The organism is Halomonas sp. AOP22-C1-8, assembly GCF_052378905.1.
GTDB classification, from domain to species: Bacteria; Pseudomonadota; Gammaproteobacteria; order Pseudomonadales; family Halomonadaceae; genus Vreelandella; species Vreelandella citrativorans.
Genome location: NZ_JBQSYD010000022.1, coordinates 16125 through 33455, shown reverse-complemented (window position 1 = coordinate 33455; position 17331 = coordinate 16125). Strand labels below are relative to the sequence as shown.

Sequence of the window (17331 nt, the reverse complement as noted above, 5' to 3'; positions counted from 1 at the left end):
GAGGTATTTTTCAATCGTGGAGGCGTTACGCCTGGCGGGCCATTTGGGCGCGCTGTTCGGCAAGACGCCGAGCAAGCGATAGCGCAACGCGCAAGCTACCAGGGTCAGCCACGCCTTTACCCGCGAGGTCAAGCGCGGTGCCGTGGTCTACCGACGTACGCACTAGCGGCAAGCCCAGCGTGATATTAGCAGCTTGACCAAAGCCAGCATACTTAAGCACGGCCAAGCCCTGGTCATGGTACATCGCCAGCACGGCATCAACACCCGCCAAGTGGCGAGGCGTAAACAGCGTATCGGCAGGAAAAGGGCCTTGAATATCCAGCCCTTGCGCACGCAGGGATTCAAGCGCGGGGATAATCGTCTCTTGCTCTTCATGGCCCAAATGGCCATCTTCGCCCGCGTGAGGATTTAGCCCGCATACGGCAATACGCGGCGAGGCAATGCCAAACTGATGCACCAGATCATCGGCCAACAAGCGGCTAATCCGAGTTACCCGCGCGACGGTAATCGCATCGGCGACCTGGCGCAGCGGCAAGTGTGTGGTGACCAATGCAACGCGAAGATCACCACTGCCTTGCCAGTCCGGTGCGTTGGCGTGTAACGCGGCATCGGTTGCCAGCATCATCACGACCTCATCAACACCGCAGGCATCACGCAACCACTCTGTATGCCCTGTGAATCCTGGGTAGCCACCTTCAATGATGACGCCTTTATGCAGCGGTGCAGTGACAATAGCGGCTGCCTGGCCTGCCTGACAGGCCGCCACGGCCAGCTCAAGCGTGGCAAGCACATACCCTGCATTGGCCGGGTTAAGCACGCCAGGCGTTGCGGGCTCATTCAACGCTACGGGCCAAACGGGTAACTGCCCCGCGCAAGCGGCTACTTCCTGGCCTGGACTTGTTTCCACCAGTGCCACATCAAGCCCTAGCGCAGCGGCCCGCTGGCGCAACATATCAACATCACCAATGGCGACGGCCTGCGCCGGCAGATGGCCCTGCGCGGCCAGCATAAGCACTAGCTCAGGCCCAATACCCGCAGGCTCTCCCGTGGTGATCAGCAGCGGAAGGTCAGCGATTTGGCTCATTTAAAGGCGAACATCCACAAAGGCTTCCGCGCGAATTTCCTGCTGCCAGACTTGCAGCTCTTCATTGGCGCGGCGCTGGAAGATGGCCTGACGCACTTGCTCCTGGCGGCTCTCATTGGTCACGTTCTGACGACGACGCTCTTCAACTTCAATCACGTGGTAGCCGAACTGTGAGCGCACTGGCTCGGAGATTTGGTTAACGTTCAGCGTCTGCAATGCTTCCTCAAACGCCGGTACGGTTTGGCCAGGACGCACCCAACCCAGCTCGCCACCGTTAAGTGCACTGCCGCTGTCGTCACTAAACTCACGTGCTACGGAGGCAAAGTCAGCGCCTTGCTGTAAACGCTGACGCACCTCCTGAGCCCGGGCACGCGCCTGCTCTTCACTGCGCGTTGGCGTTAGCTCAACCAGCACGTGACGTGCGCGGATCTCTTCGACAAACGCCTGATCGCTATTTTGATTGCCCTGTTGATCAAGCACGCGCTGAACATCACGGTCGCTGACCGATACGCGCTGGCCAACCTGGCGCTGCTGCACTTGGCGCATCAACATTTCACGACGAATGTCTTCACGCACCTCAGCAAGCGTCATGCCATCGGCTTCTACCGCGTTTGCGAACTGATCCAACGTCATGTTGTTGGATTCAGCAATCGTACGCAGCTGACGGTTCAGCTCGGTATCATCGATGCTTAGATTGTTGCGATTTGCCAGCTGTAACTGGATTTCATCCAGTATCATCCGTTCAAGCACTTGCGCCTGAAGCGCAGAGCCTGGCGGAAGCGAGCCCCCCTGAGCTTGCGCTTGCTGCTCTATCTGAGCAACACGATCGTCGAGTTCACTTCGCATAATAACGCCATCGTTAACCACGGCAACGATGCTATCGATCGGCTGGCGCTGGGTGGACTCAAAATTCTGCGCTTGCGTGACCAGTGGAGCGGCAAGCGTGCCTGCGCCCATGCACAGCGCGATAACGCTCGCGGCCGACATCGTTTTTGCATGAGCTAGCAGCATATTTCTGGTTTTCATAAAAAGTCTCTTTCAGTCGCCATTCAAGAACGTCGTTACAAGGGAGTAGGACGGTAACCAGGAATGGTCCGTTCAAAATAGCTGTCAGCCTCTTGGCCAACGCCGCCCAAGCCACGGAATACAAAGCGTAAAAATAGCCCGCGATCGTTGAAGTCATCTGCAACACGCGCAGTGTCGTTATCATCCACCCACTCGCGCCAAACAAGCTGCACGCCGTAGCAGCAGTCGTTCCATTGTACCCCTGCCAGTTTTTCAAGCGCACGATCATTGGTTTGGTCGTGAAGATACCGGCCTATCAGATCCACCCTTGGGCTGGTTTTCCAGGCAAATGACACGTCCCACTCTTCGCGGTTGTAATCACGAAAGCCATCATCGCCTGGTAACGTATCAGGGTCGAAGCCTTCGATCTCCCAACGGTAACCCAGGTTCACTACATGGCCTTCAGGGTGCCGATAACGCAGGTCAAAGCGAGTGCGTTCCGTCTTTTCACGGTGATCATCGTAAAGCCATTCGTAGCCGGTACTCCAGCGATCATTGATCTGCCAGTCCAGCCGGGTTACCAGAGGCGAACGATCACGCGTGGCCTGATAGTAACGCTGCGGGTTAACGTAAGGGTCTTCTTCTGGCCGCGCTGGCAGGGTATCCGGGTCTCCGTCACTATCAATACGGCGGTCCGAAAAATAGAGACTTTGCCCGATACCGAATGTTAGACGATCACGGCCACTGTCATCTTCGATAAAGCGCGTCTGCACACCCACTGACACACGGTTAAGATCGCCGACCCGATCCCCGCCGGAGAAGCGATGGGGCGACCACAGTTGGTCCCACGAGAAAGCCCGCTCACGACTATCGAAATCGGGTAGCTGGGTCTGGTTCTTGCGGGGTACATAGGCATAGTTAAACCGCGGCTCCAGCGTTTGCCGGTAGCCGCGATTTCCAAGCTCCAGTTCACGCTCAAATACCAGGCCGCCATCCACCGACGTCACCGGCACCGTTCGGCTTGGTGAGGTATTGCGCTCCGTTTCACGGTCACCGTAGTCCAACTCGTAGGCGGTATACCAAAGCTCAGCCCGTGGTTCGATATATCCCCAGGGCTTTTCTTCGCGCCAGCCGACGGCCGGCGTTAAGTGTAGACGCGTGCCGGTTGCCGCCTCGCGTTCCGGCACCAGCCGCTCATCCACGTCACGCCAAAAATAGGTCGCGTTGGAGCGCCATTCGCTGAAGAAGCCACTGCCTAGCTGCCAATTGGAATTCGCGGTCAGGCTGGGCAAGCGGTAGAACGGCTTATCAGAGTCGCTAAGCGGGTCTTCAAGGCGCTGAAAGCCTTGCGCCCTGGCATCGAGATACCACTGGTCACCCTGATAATCTATCTGGGCAAGCCGCTCCAGGCTTACGCGGTCGCTCCCCCCAAACTCATCACCGAAGTCGTCGAAATAGCGGCCGTCACTGGAAGCGCCATAGCGCAACCGATAATTGCTGCGGCTGTTGACTCGGCCCGCATGGCGCGCATCGACATACCAACGGGTTTCGCCAGCAAAGCGGTCACTACCACTGTTACCTCCGTCGTCCCTACTTAAGTACCCCCCCTCAACGGTTCCCTCGCTTTCCGAAAACAGGTAGCGGTATTCACCGTTGAGCAGCAACCCACGGTCACTCATCCAACGCGGCGTAATGGTGGCGTCGTGATTAGGGGCGATATTCCAGTAAAACGGCTGTGCGTAGTTAAATCCATCTGACGAAAACCCGATAGCCGGGGACAACAGCCCCGTGTGACGCTTATCGTCGATAGGGAAGCGCAACCACGGCCAGTAAAAAACAGGCACGTCTTTTACTTTTAAGCGGGCATGCGTCGCGGTACCAAACCCCGACTCCTGATTTAGGCGTATATCACTGCTCACCAGCTCCCAGGTATTGGCGCCGGGTTCACAGGTCGTAAAGGTGGCATCTCGCAAGCGATACTGAGACTCGCCTGTTTGCTCAAGCTGACTTGCCTGGCCACGCAAACGCTCTTCATACAGCACATAGTGGCTGTTACGCACACTCGCGCGATCTTCATTGAGCATTAAGGTGGCGCTGTCGCCACGCACCAACGCTTGGCCATCACGCAAAGCGAGATTACCCTCAGCATCCACCTGCTCACGGTTTGCGGGTAAATAAATGCGTTCGGCTTCTAATTCCGAATTACCACGTCGCAATACCACATCGCCTCGCAGCAATGCCTCGCCATCGGCGGCGTAATCTACGTCCTGGGTTTCAACTGACAGCGTTTCCGGGTTCTGCTCTACAGGCAACCGGTAGCTGGGCATCACGTACCGGCCACGGCACAACTGTTGTGACGCTTCATCTCCTTCCCAGGCCTGCCAGTCAAGCGCTTGTGCGGGCAGCGCTTGATTCTGCGCCACCACCGAGAACGAGGCGCTAGCGAGCAAACTGCCCATCAGCGTATGCGCAACCGGTATGATGCGCGAAAATCGCTTGCCCATGTTCGTTATCCTTGGCATCCAGAATAGGTATTATACAGCCCGCATGATGCCCGACCAGCAAGGAGCTTGCATGTCCTCTTTACGGATTGATGCCCTCACCCGATGGGCCGCAGAACAAAACAGCCTAAATCCGGCGTTGATTACCCTCTCACCAGCGGGCGGCGACGCCAGCTTTCGGGGCTATTTTCGTCTAACACTACCTAATGGCGACACCCAAATAGTCATGGATGCACCGCCTGCTCAAGAGGATTCAGCCCCTTTTGTTACCATTGGCCACCGTTGGTACGCGGCGGGCTTACCCGTTCCCAAAATTTATGCCGCGAATTTAGACGACGGTTTTTTACTGTTGGACGATTTAGGCAGTACCCCCATGCAGGACCGGTTTACCGATAGTGCCGCGGCGATTCAGTATCATGAAAAAGCTCTGGGCTTGATTGCCGAGCTGCAAAACAGGGCCAGCCCAACCGCACTTCCCGACTATGATGCTGCGCTATTGGCTCGTGAACTCGACCTGTTCCCTGAGTGGTGCATGGATAAGTGGCTGAGGCTACCTTGCCCATCCAGCTGGGAGGCACTGCGCACAGACCTTATTCACCGGGCGCTTCAACAGCCGACGGTTAGCGTTCACCGTGATTTTGATGCCATGAACATCATGATCAACCATGACCGCTTATATATGATCGACTTTCAGGACGCCGTGGCAGGGCCGATTAGCTACGACGTTATTTCCTTGCTGCGAGGCCGCTATTGGCGCTTTAGTGCGGCCCAATTCGCCGAGCTGGCCACCCTGTTCTATCGCCAGGCCCGCAGCGATGGGCGCCTGTCCAGTGTACTAACAGAGGCCGACTTTATTACCCAGTGCCACGCCATGGCCGCTCAGCGTTCGTTAAAAGTGTTGGGGATTTTTTGTCGGTTAACGCTACGTGACCACAAACAGGGCTACCTGGCACGCTTACCCCACTTCCTGGATCACCTTGAAGATAGCCTGAATGGCCTGCCCGAACACGTCGCCTTTGCCAACTGGGTAAGGCTCACGCTGCGCCCAGCCATTCTGCAACGCCTGGCGGAAGAGCATCCATGAAAGCGATGATATTAGCGGCCGGTTTAGGCAAGCGGATGCGCCCGTTAACCGACCACTGCCCCAAGCCCTTGCTCCCGGTCGCGGGGAAGCCGCTGATCGTTCATCACCTGGAGCGGCTTCAGCGGGCAGGTATTGAAGACGTCATTATTAATGTCAGCTATCGCGCCGAGCAAATCATTCAAGCGATAGGCGATGGCCGGGCCTACGGTGTCAATATTCAGTGGAGCCATGAGGCCACGCCGCTTGAAACGGGCGGAGGCATTCAAAAGGCGCTACCGCTGCTGGGCGAGGAACCCTTTCTGCTGGTCAATGGTGATGTGTGGTGTGACTACCTGCCCGCCAACACTCAGCTAAAAAGGGGCGATCTGGCGCACCTGATACTGGTGAATAACCCTGACCATCATCCTGAAGGCGACTTTGCCCTGGATAAGGGGCGCGTTCTTAATCAAGGCGCACAGCGTTATACCTATGCCGGTGTCAGCATTATTCATCCCAAGCTGTTGGCTGACCAGCCCACCGAGGCGTTTGCGCTCGCGCCACTATTAAAAAATGCGATGCATGAACAGCAGGTGTCAGGGGAACACTTCGCAGGACACTGGGTTGATGTAGGAACACCCGAACGCCTTGTCGCCCTGGAGCACTTTTTAAGCCAGTAAATCCCCTCGTTATAAGAAGGCCCAGAGTGGGGATTCAAACAGTGCGCCCAGGCAAAGAAATGTTATGCTGCGCGACTTACCTGTCGTCGCCAAGATAAGGAGAGCCACGTGAAAGCAAGGGTAAAATGGACGGATGGCCGTCAATTTATCGCCGAGTCGGGCAGTGGGCACAGCGTTGTGATCGATGGCCCACCCGACCACGGCGGCCGCAATACCGGGCCTCGTCCCATGGAAATGCTGCTGATGGGCATGGGCAGTTGCACGGCGTTTGATATCCTGAATATTCTCGATAAAGCCCGTGCCGATGTGACCGACTGTGTTGCCGAATTGGATGCTGAGCGCGCCGATGAAGTGCCTGCCGTATTCACCAAAATTCATGTTCACTTCGTGGTCACAGGCCGAGCGCTAAAAGAGAAGCAAGTTGCACGTGCCGTAGAGCTTTCCGCCGAAAAGTACTGCAGTGCGTCCATTATGCTTGTCAAAGGCGGTGTTGAAATTACGCACTCCTTTGAAATTGTAGAGGCTTGAGGCAGAGCGACGACGCTCGCTCCTTCGGCCTACGATGCAGCACAGCGAAAAAAAATGCCCTGCCCGGATGCATCCCCTGCCCCGGCCGGGCATAATACGCCTCCTTGTATTCCCCCTGACTGCCCTGCAAGTGCTTTTAGAACATGCGCACCACGTATGGCATTAGGTTTTTCTCGGTTCCGGCGCTGGCTCGTCGGGGTGTCTTCATCAGCCATAGGGAGGTTCGGACATGACAGATAGTCTCCGACTCCACGGGTTCAATAACCTGACCAGCTCGCTGAGCTTTAATATTTACGACATCTGCTATGCCAAGACCGAAGAGCAACGTACCGCTTATATCGACTATATCGATGAGCTGTACAACGCCGAACGGCTGACGCAAATTTTGAAGGATGTCACCAATATTATCGGTGCGCATGTGTTGAATATTGCCCGTCAAGATTATGAACCTCACGGGGCAAGCGTCACCATTCTCATTGCTGAACATGAGCTTGATGAAGCCAACCCTGAAAACACAGAACCAGGCCCTGGTCCGCTGCCTGAAACCGTGGTTGCCCATCTGGATAAGAGCCATGTCACCGTACATAGCTACCCGGAATCGCATCCTGACAACGGCATCAGCACCTTCCGTCTGGATATCGACGTATCAACGTGTGGGCATATCAGCCCGCTGAAAGCGCTGAACTATCTGATTCACAGCTTTGATTCTGATATCGTCACCATGGATTACCGTGTGCGCGGCTTCACCCGGGACGTCGACGGTAAAAAGCTGTTCATCGATCACGAGATCGCCTCGATCCAGGATTACCTGGCGGAAGATACCAAGCAGGCGTATCAGATGATGGACGTGAACGTGTATCAGGACAACATGTTCCATACCAAGATGCTGCTGAAAGACTTCGAGCTCGACAATTACCTGTTCGGCAAGTCGCGTCGCGACATTACGTTTGAAGAAGCCCGCGATATCGAAAGCCGCCTGCGCAAAGAGATGCTGGAAATCTTCTACTCACGTAACCTGGATTAATGCCTGAGTAGCTAACAACAGCCACAAAGAAGCCGGCATCGCGCCGGCTTCTTTGTATCTAAAAAAACCGTATCTAATAGAAACCTTCATCATCCCCTTCAGGGCGCGTTTTAAAGCGCCGATGCAGCCACAGGTACTGCTCGGGGTGCTTGCGAATGGCACGCTCAATAAACTGATTAACCCGCGTTGCGTCGTTAACTTCATCGTTACTGGGAAAGTTTTCAAACGCAGGTAGGCACTCAATCGTATAGGTGCGGTTATCCGGGTTGCGATGAAACATCAGCGGCACCACCGGCGCGCCCGTCATACGAGCGATTTTAGACGTTAGCCGAATGGTGGCCGCCTGCTGACCAAACAAGGGGGCAAATACACTGACATCCGGCCCAAAGTCCTGGTCGGGTGAATACCAGACAATATGCCCTGCCTTGATACGTCGCACCACGCCGCGCAGATCGTGTCGATCTATCGCCTGGCCGAAAATACGTGAACGAGCACGCGTCATAAAGCGCTCGAAAAGCGGGTTATTATGCGGGCGATATACGACATCCGCCGGAAAGAACAGCGAATGCAGCGCGCCCCCCAAATCAAGCGTTGAGAAGTGGATCCCGACGACCAACACCCCCTTGCCTTGGGCTTTGGCATGCGCCAAGTGCTCCTGACCATGGTACGCCACTCGATGACGAAATCCTTCTGCCTCCCGACACCAGCCAGTCGCGGTTTCCACCAAGCCAATACCGTTAGCAATAAAGGTATCCTTCACCAACTTTCGCTGTTCATCGGCACTCTTTTCCGGGAAGCAAAGCGCCAGGTTGGTGGCCGTAATGTCCCGCCGCCGTTTGGCAAAGCGCCATGCCAAAAGCCCGATGACCTTGCCTACCCAAAGCTTAATACTCCAAGGTAGCCAAGCCGCGATATACATCGCACCGATGGCAAGCCAGGTTCCCCAGTAGCGTGGGTGAGCAAACGACGCTGGATACTCTTTTTTCGACATACGTACCACCTACACTGAAGACTCTTGATAACGTCTGGGTACGCGTGGCAACACCCCGGTAAGCAGGGTATAGCTGATCGTATCGCAGTAGCGTGCAACCTCATCGACGGCTAACACTGCCCCATTGCTGGCCGTTCCCCAGAGCACCACCTCGCAGCCAATGGCAGCATCTTGTATATCGGTCACATCAACGGTCAACATATCCATCGACACTTTGCCGGCGATAGCACAGCGCTGCCCATTGACCAGTACCGGCGTACCGTCCACCGCATGGCGGTCATAACCATCGCCGTAACCTGCGGCCACCACCGCAATACGTGACCGGCGCGGGGTGCGCCAGCGCCCTCCGTAGCCGACGGGTTCACCTTCGTTAATCTCTCGCAAACCGATAATTTCCGAACGCAGACTCATGACCGGACGTAATTGCTGCGTGGTTGGGGTGGCCACTTCCAGTGGGTCACTGCCATAGAGCATGATGCCTGGTCGGTTCCAGTCACCGTGGGCGTCAGGCCAGGCAAGCGTCGCCGGTGAATTAGCTAAGCACAAAGGCGCATCAAGCGCCTTGGCCAGGGCCTTTAAACTCAACAGCTGCTGATTAAAATAGTGGCCGTCGCTGGCATCAGCGGTCGCAAAATGGCTCATTAAATGCAGCGCCGTAACCTGTGGTGCATTGGCCAGGCGCTGCCAGACCGCTTCCGCCTCCTCCAAGCCAAACCCCAGCCGATGCATACCCGAATCGACTTTTAACCAAACGGGAATGGGTTGGCTTGGCGAAAATGCCAGCAGCGCGTCTACCTGCCATGCGCTATGAATGGCGGTCCACAGTGCGTAGCGCTCCACCAGCGGTAACTCATCGGCGCTAAAGATACCTTCTAACAACACAATAGGTTTGCTGATGCCGCTGTTACGTAGCGCAATCGCTTCTTCGATGCACGCCACCGCAAACGCCGGGACGTGGCTTTCCAGCGCGTGAGCACACGCTACAGCGCCGTGGCCATAGGCATCCGCTTTGATAACCGCCACCGAGCGGCTTTGGGGCGCGCAGCGGCACGCCAACTGATAGTTGTGACGCAGAGCATCCAAATCGATATGGGCCGCTAGCGGGCGCATTGCGTATCTCTCTTATACATAATAAGTCATCAAAAATAGCCCCTCTAACAACAACGCACCGAGTATAAACTCGGTGCGTTCAGGCCGTGCCTACGTAGCCACGCTGTCTTGGCTAGCTTTCGAAAATCGCCTCTAGCGACAGGCCTTGCTTTTCAAGTGTACGGCGTAGTTTCTTTAATGCCTCGACTTGAATCTGTCGTACGCGCTCGCGGGTCAGGCCAATTTCAGCGCCGACCTCTTCCAGGGTGGCCGCCTCATGGCCGCGCAAACCAAAACGACGCACAACCACTTCGCGCTGTTTATCACTTAGCTCATCAAGCCAAAGATCCACGTGTTCACGCACATCACCATCTACCAGGCAACCTTCTGGGCCTTGAACATCGTCATCGGCCAAGGTATCAATCAACGGTTTATCGCTCTCTCCACCCATGGGGTAGTCTACCGAGGAGACACGTTCATTGAGGCCAAGCATTTTCTTGACCGTAGCAACCGGTTTGTCGAGATGCTCAGCAATCTCTTCAGCGGTCGCTTCATGGTCAAGTTTTTGCGTCAGCTCACGCGCGGCACGCAGATAAATATTAAGCTCTTTCACCACATGTATCGGCAGACGAATGGTACGCGTTTGGTTCATTAGCGCACGTTCAATGGTCTGTCGAATCCACCATGTTGCATAGGTTGAAAAGCGAAACCCACGTTCAGGGTCAAACTTTTCAACGGCACGAATAAGCCCTAAATTACCCTCTTCAATAAGATCCAGCAGCGTCAGCCCACGGTTTAGATAGCGCCGGGCAATTTTAACCACCAACCGCAGGTTAGACTCGATCATTCGAGAACGACCAAGCGGATCCCCCTTTCGCGCCAGGCGGCCATAATAGACCTCTTCTTCTGGCGTTAAGAGCGGCGAAAATCCTATTTCATTGAGGTAAATTTGCGTCGCATCCAGGCTTTGAGTCGATTGCCGGTCCTCACGTCCTAGTGCTTTCTCAAAAGCTTCCTCTTCCGCTGCGACATCGTCGTCAACGTTTTCCAACGCTTCTTCGGCAGCATCCAGGTCAACCTCCTGTAGGTCCTTCTCCAGCATACTCATAGCCTTACCCCCGTAGTATCGCCTGCCCGCCTTTTAATATTTAAAGGTAACCGCGCTTACGTGTGCGTTACTGGTGTTATTATTTTTATGTGGGCCAGCTCGCAAGGGGCTGGCTCAACAAAACCTTGCCGCTACTCGCTTATCGGGTACTCCACTGATTAGCGTGCAGGTAAAAACTCCATAGGATCCTGAGGCTGACCATCACGGCGCACCTCAAAGTGCAGCCTAACGCTTTCTGCATCACTGTTTCCCATGGTGGCGATCACTTCGCCTGCTTCAACCACGTCATTTTCACTAACGTTTAAGCTGTCGTTATGCGCATAGGCACTTAGGAACTGATCGTTGTGTTTAAGAAGAATAAGATTACCGTACCCACGTACGCCACTCCCCGCATAAACGACAATACCCGGGCCTGCGGCTTTGACAGGTTGCCCCTTTTGTCCGGCGATATCAATCCCGGCGGTAATCGAATCACCTTCGCCGAAGTTACCCGTGACTTGCCCATCTGTCGGCCATTGCCAGTTGATCGTCTCTGCGGGCGTGAACGTACGCGATGAGCGGTCCGAACGTTCCTCTGGAGCAGCCACAGGTGTTTCGGATTGAGCAACCACCTGTTCCTCAGGCTCCGATGCTGGGACCGCTTCTGGCTCAGGTTCAGGCCTTGGCTCGGTAGCAGCTACCTCGGGTTGAGAGGGAGATTCTTGCGGTGCACTGTTAGTTGACGCTACCTGCTGAGCACTTTCAACCGTTTGTTGTTCAGGGCGCTCAGCGTTTAAACGCTGAGCGCGTTCAATCGCCGATTCATCAGGCAGTAGCCAATCAAGTTCCTGGTCGTTACTGGCTACTGCTGTCGCCTGCGGGTTGAGCCCGGTTGCGACAACGCCACGCGATTCACTCGGCGTGTTTTGCGCCTGATTTGCGGGCTGGGAATTATTGCCAGCCCCTGCCCCTTCACGCAATGCAATCATCTGTCCGGGGTGAATTTGGTAGGGCGCATCAATATTGTTGATAGCAGCTAGCTGGCGGTAATCCAGATTATGCTTCCAAGCGATGCCATACAGGGTGTCGCCTGGTTTGACAGTGTATTGAGGCGAGTTTTCCACCACGCGACTCGCTTCACTCAAGTCACGTACTTGCGGGGTATTGTGCTGCTGATTGGCACACCCGCTAATTGCCAACACCAAGGCTGACATCATGAAGACTTTACGCATGCAAACCCTACTCCTTTTCAGCGCTGAGCCGTATTAGTTGAATCTAACGTGGTCGACTTCCCTGCCCGACGGTTCAATAGTATGACCAGCAATATACCAACGACCATCAGCAACACCACGCCGATAATCTGCGCGGAAGCGCCGGTCAACGCCGCATAATCACTGGGCAGCAAATAACGATACTCCAAGGGTATCATTTGCCCGCTTGGACCAACCTGATAACGCAACAGCTCGCGCCATGGCCACAGAACCGGCAACGAGCCAATAATAAACCCTAAAAGCAATTGCATCGTAAAGCCATGATGACGTCTTAACAGCCAGGATAATAGCCGCGAAAACAGCGCAAGGCCTATCACACATCCCATACCAAACAGCATAATAATAGTGATGTCGAAACTGCGAATAGCCCCCATTATCGTGCCGTAGAGCCCCATCGTGAGCAACAAAAAACTGCCCGACACGCCTGGCAACAACATGGCGCTAATCGCAATACACCCCGCCACCATCACAATCGTGGCCTCATTACCGAGCAATAGCACCAAGGGCATTAAGCCCGGCAGCATTCTGGCCAACAGTAAACCGGCCAACAGCGGAAATAAATACCAAAATTTCCAGCGGTCTCCCGCTTGAGCGACCACCATTCCAGAGGCGGCAACCAGCCCGAAAAAGAAGCCATCAAGCAGCAGAGGATGCGCTTCCATCAGCCATAGCGCCAAGTGCGCCACGCTGACCAGGCTGATGCCGACACCGGCCAGCAAAGGGATCAAAAAGGCCAGGTTCAAGTGCTTAACGAGGGCACGCCACCCATCACGCTGCCAAACCACCAACGCGCCAGGACCAAACTGCTTAATGGTATTGATCAGCTCTTCATAAATGCCGGTAACAAAGGCAATCGTGCCCCCCGAAACTCCGGGTATGGCATCTGCGGCCCCCATCCCGGCACCTTTAAAAAAAATCCCCAAGGATTTACGCTTCAATCCACTACTCCTTGCAATAAAGGTACAAAACGCACGGGCTCAAGCCGCCGCTTCTCAAAAGCATTCCCAATGCGCTTTATCTGGGTAAGCCATTGGCTGCCATCAGGCGCTTCCAACGGCGCAATCAACACCCCATCGCGACTTAGCTGCTCGAGCAATATTTCAGGCAGTGTCTGCGCACAAGCCGTCAATAAAATAACATCGAACGGTGCCGCCGTTGACCAGCCCTCGCCTCCATCGGCAACGGTTAGCGTTACCTCTGCGCCCAAGCGCCAAAGGCGATCACTCGCTCGCTCATGCAAGGCGTAAATACGCTCAATGGAGTAAAGCTCCTTCACTAAGCGCGACAAAATCAGCGTTTGATACCCAGAGCCGGTGCCCACTTCCAACACACGGCGTGGCTCGGCTTTCAAAACCAGTTCTGTCATCCGCGCCACAGTAAGCGGCTGTGATAACGTCTGCCCAAAGCCGATAGGCAGCGCCGTATCTTCATAGGCACGATGCGCCAAAGCCTCGTCAACAAACAGATGCCTGGGCTCGCCAGCCATCACATCAAGCACATCCGGATGTCGAATTCCCTGTTCGATCAACCGATCAATCATGCGATCCCGGGTACGCTGAGAGGTCATTCCCCGCCCGCGCCGCTCAATGGGCGAAATATCAGGCAAAGGCATCCAACCAATCCTGTACGTCACGGCACGCAGGGTGGCGTGTCAAGTCGGTTTGCAGCGGCGTAATCGATACATAACCTGCCTCGATAGCGGCAAAATCGGTATCTTCACCGTCATCCGCATTGGCAGCAACCGGCGCAATCCAATAGCGCGTCCGCCCACGTGGGTCTTTGATCGCAAGCGGTTTTTCAGCCGGGCCACGATATCCAAGCCGGGTTACCTTAACGCCTTTGATGGCTTCCCACGGCACATCTGGAACGTTAACGTTGAGCAGCGTTCTGGGCGGCAAGGAGAGTTGATCGGCGGCGCCAATCAGGCTGGATGCCACTTTCGCTGCGGTGTCAAAGTAACGATCACCGCATAGCGACATGGCAATCGCGATCATGCCCAGGTTGCGGCCCTCCATGGCCGCGGCCACCGTGCCTGAATAGAGCACGTCATCGCCTAAATTGCCACCGTGGTTAATCCCTGAAATAACCAGATCAGGCCGCTCATCCCACACGCCATTTACGCCCAAGTAAACGCAGTCAGCGGGCGTACCATCCACGCTATAGAAACCATTTTCCAGCGCGGTTAATGAGAGCGGGCGCGATAATGTCAGCGAGTTACTTGCCCCGCTACGGTCACGGTCCGGGGCAACGACACGCAGCTTGGCATGAGCCTCCAGCGCATCATGTAACGCTTTCAGCCCTGGGGCGTAAACACCGTCGTCGTTAGAGAGCAGCAGTCGCCGCATTGATATCTCCTTGTTGATCAGCGTAATCTGGCGGCTTACGCCATATCCGGGTGATGAATGAGCTCACCGATAACGGCGGTAGCAAAACTGCCTCGGGGTAGTGCAAACGAGAGTAGCACGGCATCAGATTCCCAAGTGAGCTGGGGCGCCGTTAATCGCATACGCAGTGCCCTATGGGAGCGTTTCACACCGCTGGCTTCCAAACCTTTACACAACTCAGGATGCTGACGGGCTAGCTGCGCCTCGTAGCGCCCTGCGTCATCAACGGCGTTTTCACCCATGCCCCAAAGCGCCGCGGTTGGATGCACGTCCAGCTCAGCGGCACGCGTTATCAGCGACTCGTCCACCGTGTCGACGCCGAATACGCTTTGGGTGCCGTCAAGCATCACGGTATCGCCTGGGATAGGCTGATGCCAATTGCTGTCCGCCAAGCGAGCGCTTAGCAGCTCATTAAATAGAAAACTTCGCGCAGTAGAGAGCAGCATTCCTTGACGGTCGTCACGTTTGCGCCACCCCCGTGCGAGTAGTGCCTCGGCACGCTGTAAATTACGCGCCTCAGGGCCGAACCGCTGAGGGCCAAAATAGTTGGGCGCCCCGAGCTGGCAAAGTGCCCGCCAGCGATTAACGAAATCATCCGCTGTGATCGCGTCGCCACTCAATCGTAACGTAAACGCGTTGGTGCGATGAACGCCACGTTTTAGTTTGCGTGGGTGACGCACGCTTTCAAGCACCGTGATGCCCAATCCGCCCAGTGCTGACACCAGGTCAGCAGGCGCGTCACGCCCTGGCAAGTGAATGCTTAACCATTGGCGCGTCACGGCTATTCGGTCCTTCATGCCTGAATAGCCAATATCTCGCGGGGTCACACCGCATAATCGGCTGACACTTTTCACCACATCCAGCGTGGTCTGATTGCGTTTTTCAATCCGCAGCCAAAGATGCTCACCATGCGATTCAGGCGTGAAGTCTAGCTGCTCGTCAACCAAAAAATCCTCAGGTTGGGCCCGATAATGCCCCGGCCTGGGCGGCCCAAACGCAGCATCCAAAGAGCGTGCCCACTGAGGCAGCTTACTCATCCAACGCCTCAGGCCGGCCGAGCAAAACCACCGTTTCAGCAGCAATGCCTTCACCGCGCCCGGTAAATCCTAGCCGTTCCGTCGTGGTGGCCTTAACGTTTACCTGGCCCAAGGAAACATTCAAGGTGTCAGCAATGGTTTGACGCATTGTCGCAATATGCGGCGCCATTTTGGGCGCTTGAGCCATCAGGGTCGCGTCCAGGTTTACAACTTCATAACCTTCCGCCCGAACCAGGCTCATCACATGGCGCAGCAGCATACGACTATCAGCGCCTTTCCATTCAGGGTCGGTATCGGGAAAGTGATGACCAATATCGCCCAGCGCGCAGGCACCTAATAGCGCATCGCTTACCGCATGAAGCAGCACATCGCCATCGGAGTGTGCGACAAAGCCTTGTGAAAACGGCAGTTTAACGCCACCAATCATTAAGTGGTCGCCGGGGCCGAACCGGTGAACATCAAAGCCATGACCAATTCGCATTAAGCCTCCTGAGTAAACGTATCTGATTGTGCTGACAAAATGGCGGCGGCGAGGGCAAGGTCATCCGGATGCGTCACTTTTAAATTATCGCGCCGCCCGCTAACCAATTGCGGCTGCCTACCCAGCGCCTCGACCGCTGACGCCTCATCGGTCACCATGCGTTTTTGATGCCGGGCACTCTCAAGTGCCTGGCGCAATAGCCCGTAATGAAACCCCTGGGGTGTCAGCGCATGCCAAAGCCCTTCTCGGGGTTCTGTACAGGTACTTTGCTGTTCGGCGTTAGCCCGTTTCATGGTATCTGCCACCGGCATCGCCAATAGCGCCCCGCCGGTGTGATGAGTGACCGCCTGATACAGGGCATGCAGGTCATCCGTGGTAATACACGGGCGAGCCACATCGTGCACCATCACAATATCGTCATCCTGTGCGGGTATGGCATGTAGCGCGTTGAGTACGCTATCCATGCGTTCGATGCCGCCCGTTACGCGCTGCCAGGCCGCAAAAGGAACCCATTCAGCCTGAAACCACTGATCATCGCTGTCCAGGCAGAGCACTAACGACGCCTTGGGAAACGCCTCGTAAAGTCGCGCCAGAGTGTGCACCAGTATTGGGCGCTCACCTAACATCAGGTACTGCTTGGGTTTATCGGCTCCCATGCGACGCCCTTGCCCGGCGGCAGGCACGATCAGCCAAAGCGTTTTTTTCAAAGCCGCTTACCTGACATATTCACTGTTTGTTTACTCACTGTGCCGATTGCTCACGATCTAGTCGTGGTTGGACCACCAGTCCTGCGTTAATACCAATCAACTCGGTCGTTATGGCAACACCCGGCACCCAGAAAAACTGTTCATCGCTACGCACCATGCCCATATCACTTCGGGCCCGCTCTTCAATAGCGTCCAGCCCGGTCTTAAGATCGGTGACCTCGGCCGCTAAGCGTGCGTTTCGCTCGCGCATGGGCAAGTTGGCCTCTTCCTGTGCAGCAACGCGCTGCTCGACTATTTGCAGGTCACGCCAGCCACCATTACCTAACCAAAGCGTGTACTGGAGCAAACCCAGTACGACAAGTAACGCTACCACAACCCATTTGTGCATCACCGATCTCCCAA

General features: G+C 55.5%; 18 protein-coding genes. 4 read left to right on the top strand and 14 right to left on the bottom strand.

From position 1 onward, the window contains the following. Nucleotides 1–25: 25 nt before the first annotated feature. The 3 genes from pdxA to ACT3TY_RS12605 are packed head-to-tail and all read right to left on the bottom strand — an operon-like array spanning nt 26 to nt 4593. Nucleotides 26–1084, bottom strand: a complete 1059-nt coding sequence (gene pdxA, locus ACT3TY_RS12615; protein WP_444628475.1) for a 4-hydroxythreonine-4-phosphate dehydrogenase PdxA — start codon at nt 1082–1084, stop codon at nt 26–28. Beyond that, the gene (locus ACT3TY_RS12610) at nt 1085–2110 is read right to left on the bottom strand and encodes a peptidylprolyl isomerase (RefSeq protein ID WP_441679251.1); all 1026 of its coding nucleotides are present in this window, start codon (nt 2108–2110) and stop codon (nt 1085–1087) included. A gap of 35 nt (nt 2111–2145) precedes the next feature. After that, nucleotides 2146–4593 carry an LPS-assembly protein LptD gene (locus ACT3TY_RS12605; RefSeq protein ID WP_441679252.1) on the bottom strand — a complete coding sequence of 816 codons (2448 nt, stop codon included), beginning with the start codon at nt 4591–4593 and terminating at the stop codon, nt 2146–2148. A 70-nt stretch (nt 4594–4663) separates the two neighbouring features. On the opposite strand from ACT3TY_RS12605, the gene ACT3TY_RS12600 reads away from it, so the two are divergent. The 4 genes from ACT3TY_RS12600 to speD all read left to right on the top strand — a co-directional run bounded on the left by ACT3TY_RS12600 (nt 4664) and on the right by speD (nt 7882). After that, nucleotides 4664–5674 carry an aminoglycoside phosphotransferase family protein gene (locus ACT3TY_RS12600; RefSeq protein ID WP_441679253.1) on the top strand — a complete coding sequence of 337 codons (1011 nt, stop codon included), beginning with the start codon at nt 4664–4666 and terminating at the stop codon, nt 5672–5674. Continuing rightward, nucleotides 5671–6330, top strand: a complete 660-nt coding sequence (murU, locus tag ACT3TY_RS12595) for an N-acetylmuramate alpha-1-phosphate uridylyltransferase MurU (RefSeq protein WP_193054469.1) — start codon at nt 5671–5673, stop codon at nt 6328–6330. Before ACT3TY_RS12600 ends, murU begins: the two co-directional genes overlap by 4 nt. Nucleotides 6331–6438: 108 nt before the next feature. Beyond that, entirely contained in the window at nt 6439–6858 is a 420-nt protein-coding gene (locus tag ACT3TY_RS12590) for an OsmC family protein (RefSeq protein WP_087112043.1), read from the top strand. 229 nt (nt 6859–7087) lie between these two features. Then, nucleotides 7088–7882 carry an adenosylmethionine decarboxylase gene (speD, locus tag ACT3TY_RS12585; protein WP_172117503.1) on the top strand — a complete coding sequence of 265 codons (795 nt, stop codon included), beginning with the start codon at nt 7088–7090 and terminating at the stop codon, nt 7880–7882. Nucleotides 7883–7955: 73 nt separating this feature from the next. Here the strand turns inward: speD and lpxL are convergent, their stop codons facing one another. From lpxL to ftsB, 11 genes are all read right to left on the bottom strand, one after another. Continuing rightward, nucleotides 7956–8873 (bottom strand): LpxL/LpxP family Kdo(2)-lipid IV(A) lauroyl/palmitoleoyl acyltransferase, encoded by a 918-nt coding sequence (gene lpxL / locus ACT3TY_RS12580; protein ID WP_441679254.1) that lies wholly within the window; start codon nt 8871–8873, stop codon nt 7956–7958. A 9-nt stretch (nt 8874–8882) separates the two neighbouring features. Continuing rightward, entirely contained in the window at nt 8883–9983 is a 1101-nt protein-coding gene (gene alr, locus ACT3TY_RS12575; RefSeq protein ID WP_441679255.1) for an alanine racemase, read from the bottom strand. Nucleotides 9984–10095: 112 nt separating this feature from the next. Next, nucleotides 10096–11070 carry an RNA polymerase sigma factor RpoS gene (rpoS, locus tag ACT3TY_RS12570; RefSeq protein ID WP_444628472.1) on the bottom strand — a complete coding sequence of 325 codons (975 nt, stop codon included), beginning with the start codon at nt 11068–11070 and terminating at the stop codon, nt 10096–10098. Between the two features lie 158 nt (nt 11071–11228). Beyond that, entirely contained in the window at nt 11229–12281 is a 1053-nt protein-coding gene (locus tag ACT3TY_RS12565; protein ID WP_444628471.1) for a peptidoglycan DD-metalloendopeptidase family protein, read from the bottom strand. A gap of 17 nt (nt 12282–12298) precedes the next feature. Next, nucleotides 12299–13258, bottom strand: coding sequence for a DUF368 domain-containing protein (locus ACT3TY_RS12560; RefSeq protein WP_444628470.1), 960 nt, complete (start codon nt 13256–13258; stop codon nt 12299–12301). Then, complete coding sequence (locus tag ACT3TY_RS12555; RefSeq protein WP_444628468.1) at nt 13255–13932, bottom strand: protein-L-isoaspartate(D-aspartate) O-methyltransferase; 678 nt, start codon at nt 13930–13932, stop codon at nt 13255–13257. The genes ACT3TY_RS12560 and ACT3TY_RS12555 overlap by 4 nt, the downstream gene beginning before the upstream one ends. Beyond that, entirely contained in the window at nt 13919–14665 is a 747-nt protein-coding gene (gene surE / locus ACT3TY_RS12550; RefSeq protein WP_193054465.1) for a 5'/3'-nucleotidase SurE, read from the bottom strand. The genes ACT3TY_RS12555 and surE overlap by 14 nt, the downstream gene beginning before the upstream one ends. 35 nt (nt 14666–14700) lie before the next feature. Next, complete coding sequence (gene truD / locus ACT3TY_RS12545; protein ID WP_444628466.1) at nt 14701–15741, bottom strand: tRNA pseudouridine(13) synthase TruD; 1041 nt, start codon at nt 15739–15741, stop codon at nt 14701–14703. Then, nucleotides 15734–16222 (bottom strand): 2-C-methyl-D-erythritol 2,4-cyclodiphosphate synthase, encoded by a 489-nt coding sequence (ispF, locus tag ACT3TY_RS12540; RefSeq protein WP_444628465.1) that lies wholly within the window; start codon nt 16220–16222, stop codon nt 15734–15736. Before ispF ends, truD begins: the two co-directional genes overlap by 8 nt. Continuing rightward, a complete protein-coding gene (gene ispD / locus ACT3TY_RS12535; RefSeq protein WP_172117494.1) occupies nt 16222–16929 on the bottom strand; it encodes a 2-C-methyl-D-erythritol 4-phosphate cytidylyltransferase in 708 nt (235 codons plus the stop codon). Before ispD ends, ispF begins: the two co-directional genes overlap by 1 nt. A gap of 34 nt (nt 16930–16963) precedes the next feature. Then, nucleotides 16964–17317 (bottom strand): cell division protein FtsB, encoded by a 354-nt coding sequence (ftsB, locus tag ACT3TY_RS12530; RefSeq protein ID WP_444628463.1) that lies wholly within the window; start codon nt 17315–17317, stop codon nt 16964–16966. Nucleotides 17318–17331: the final 14 nt, after the last annotated feature.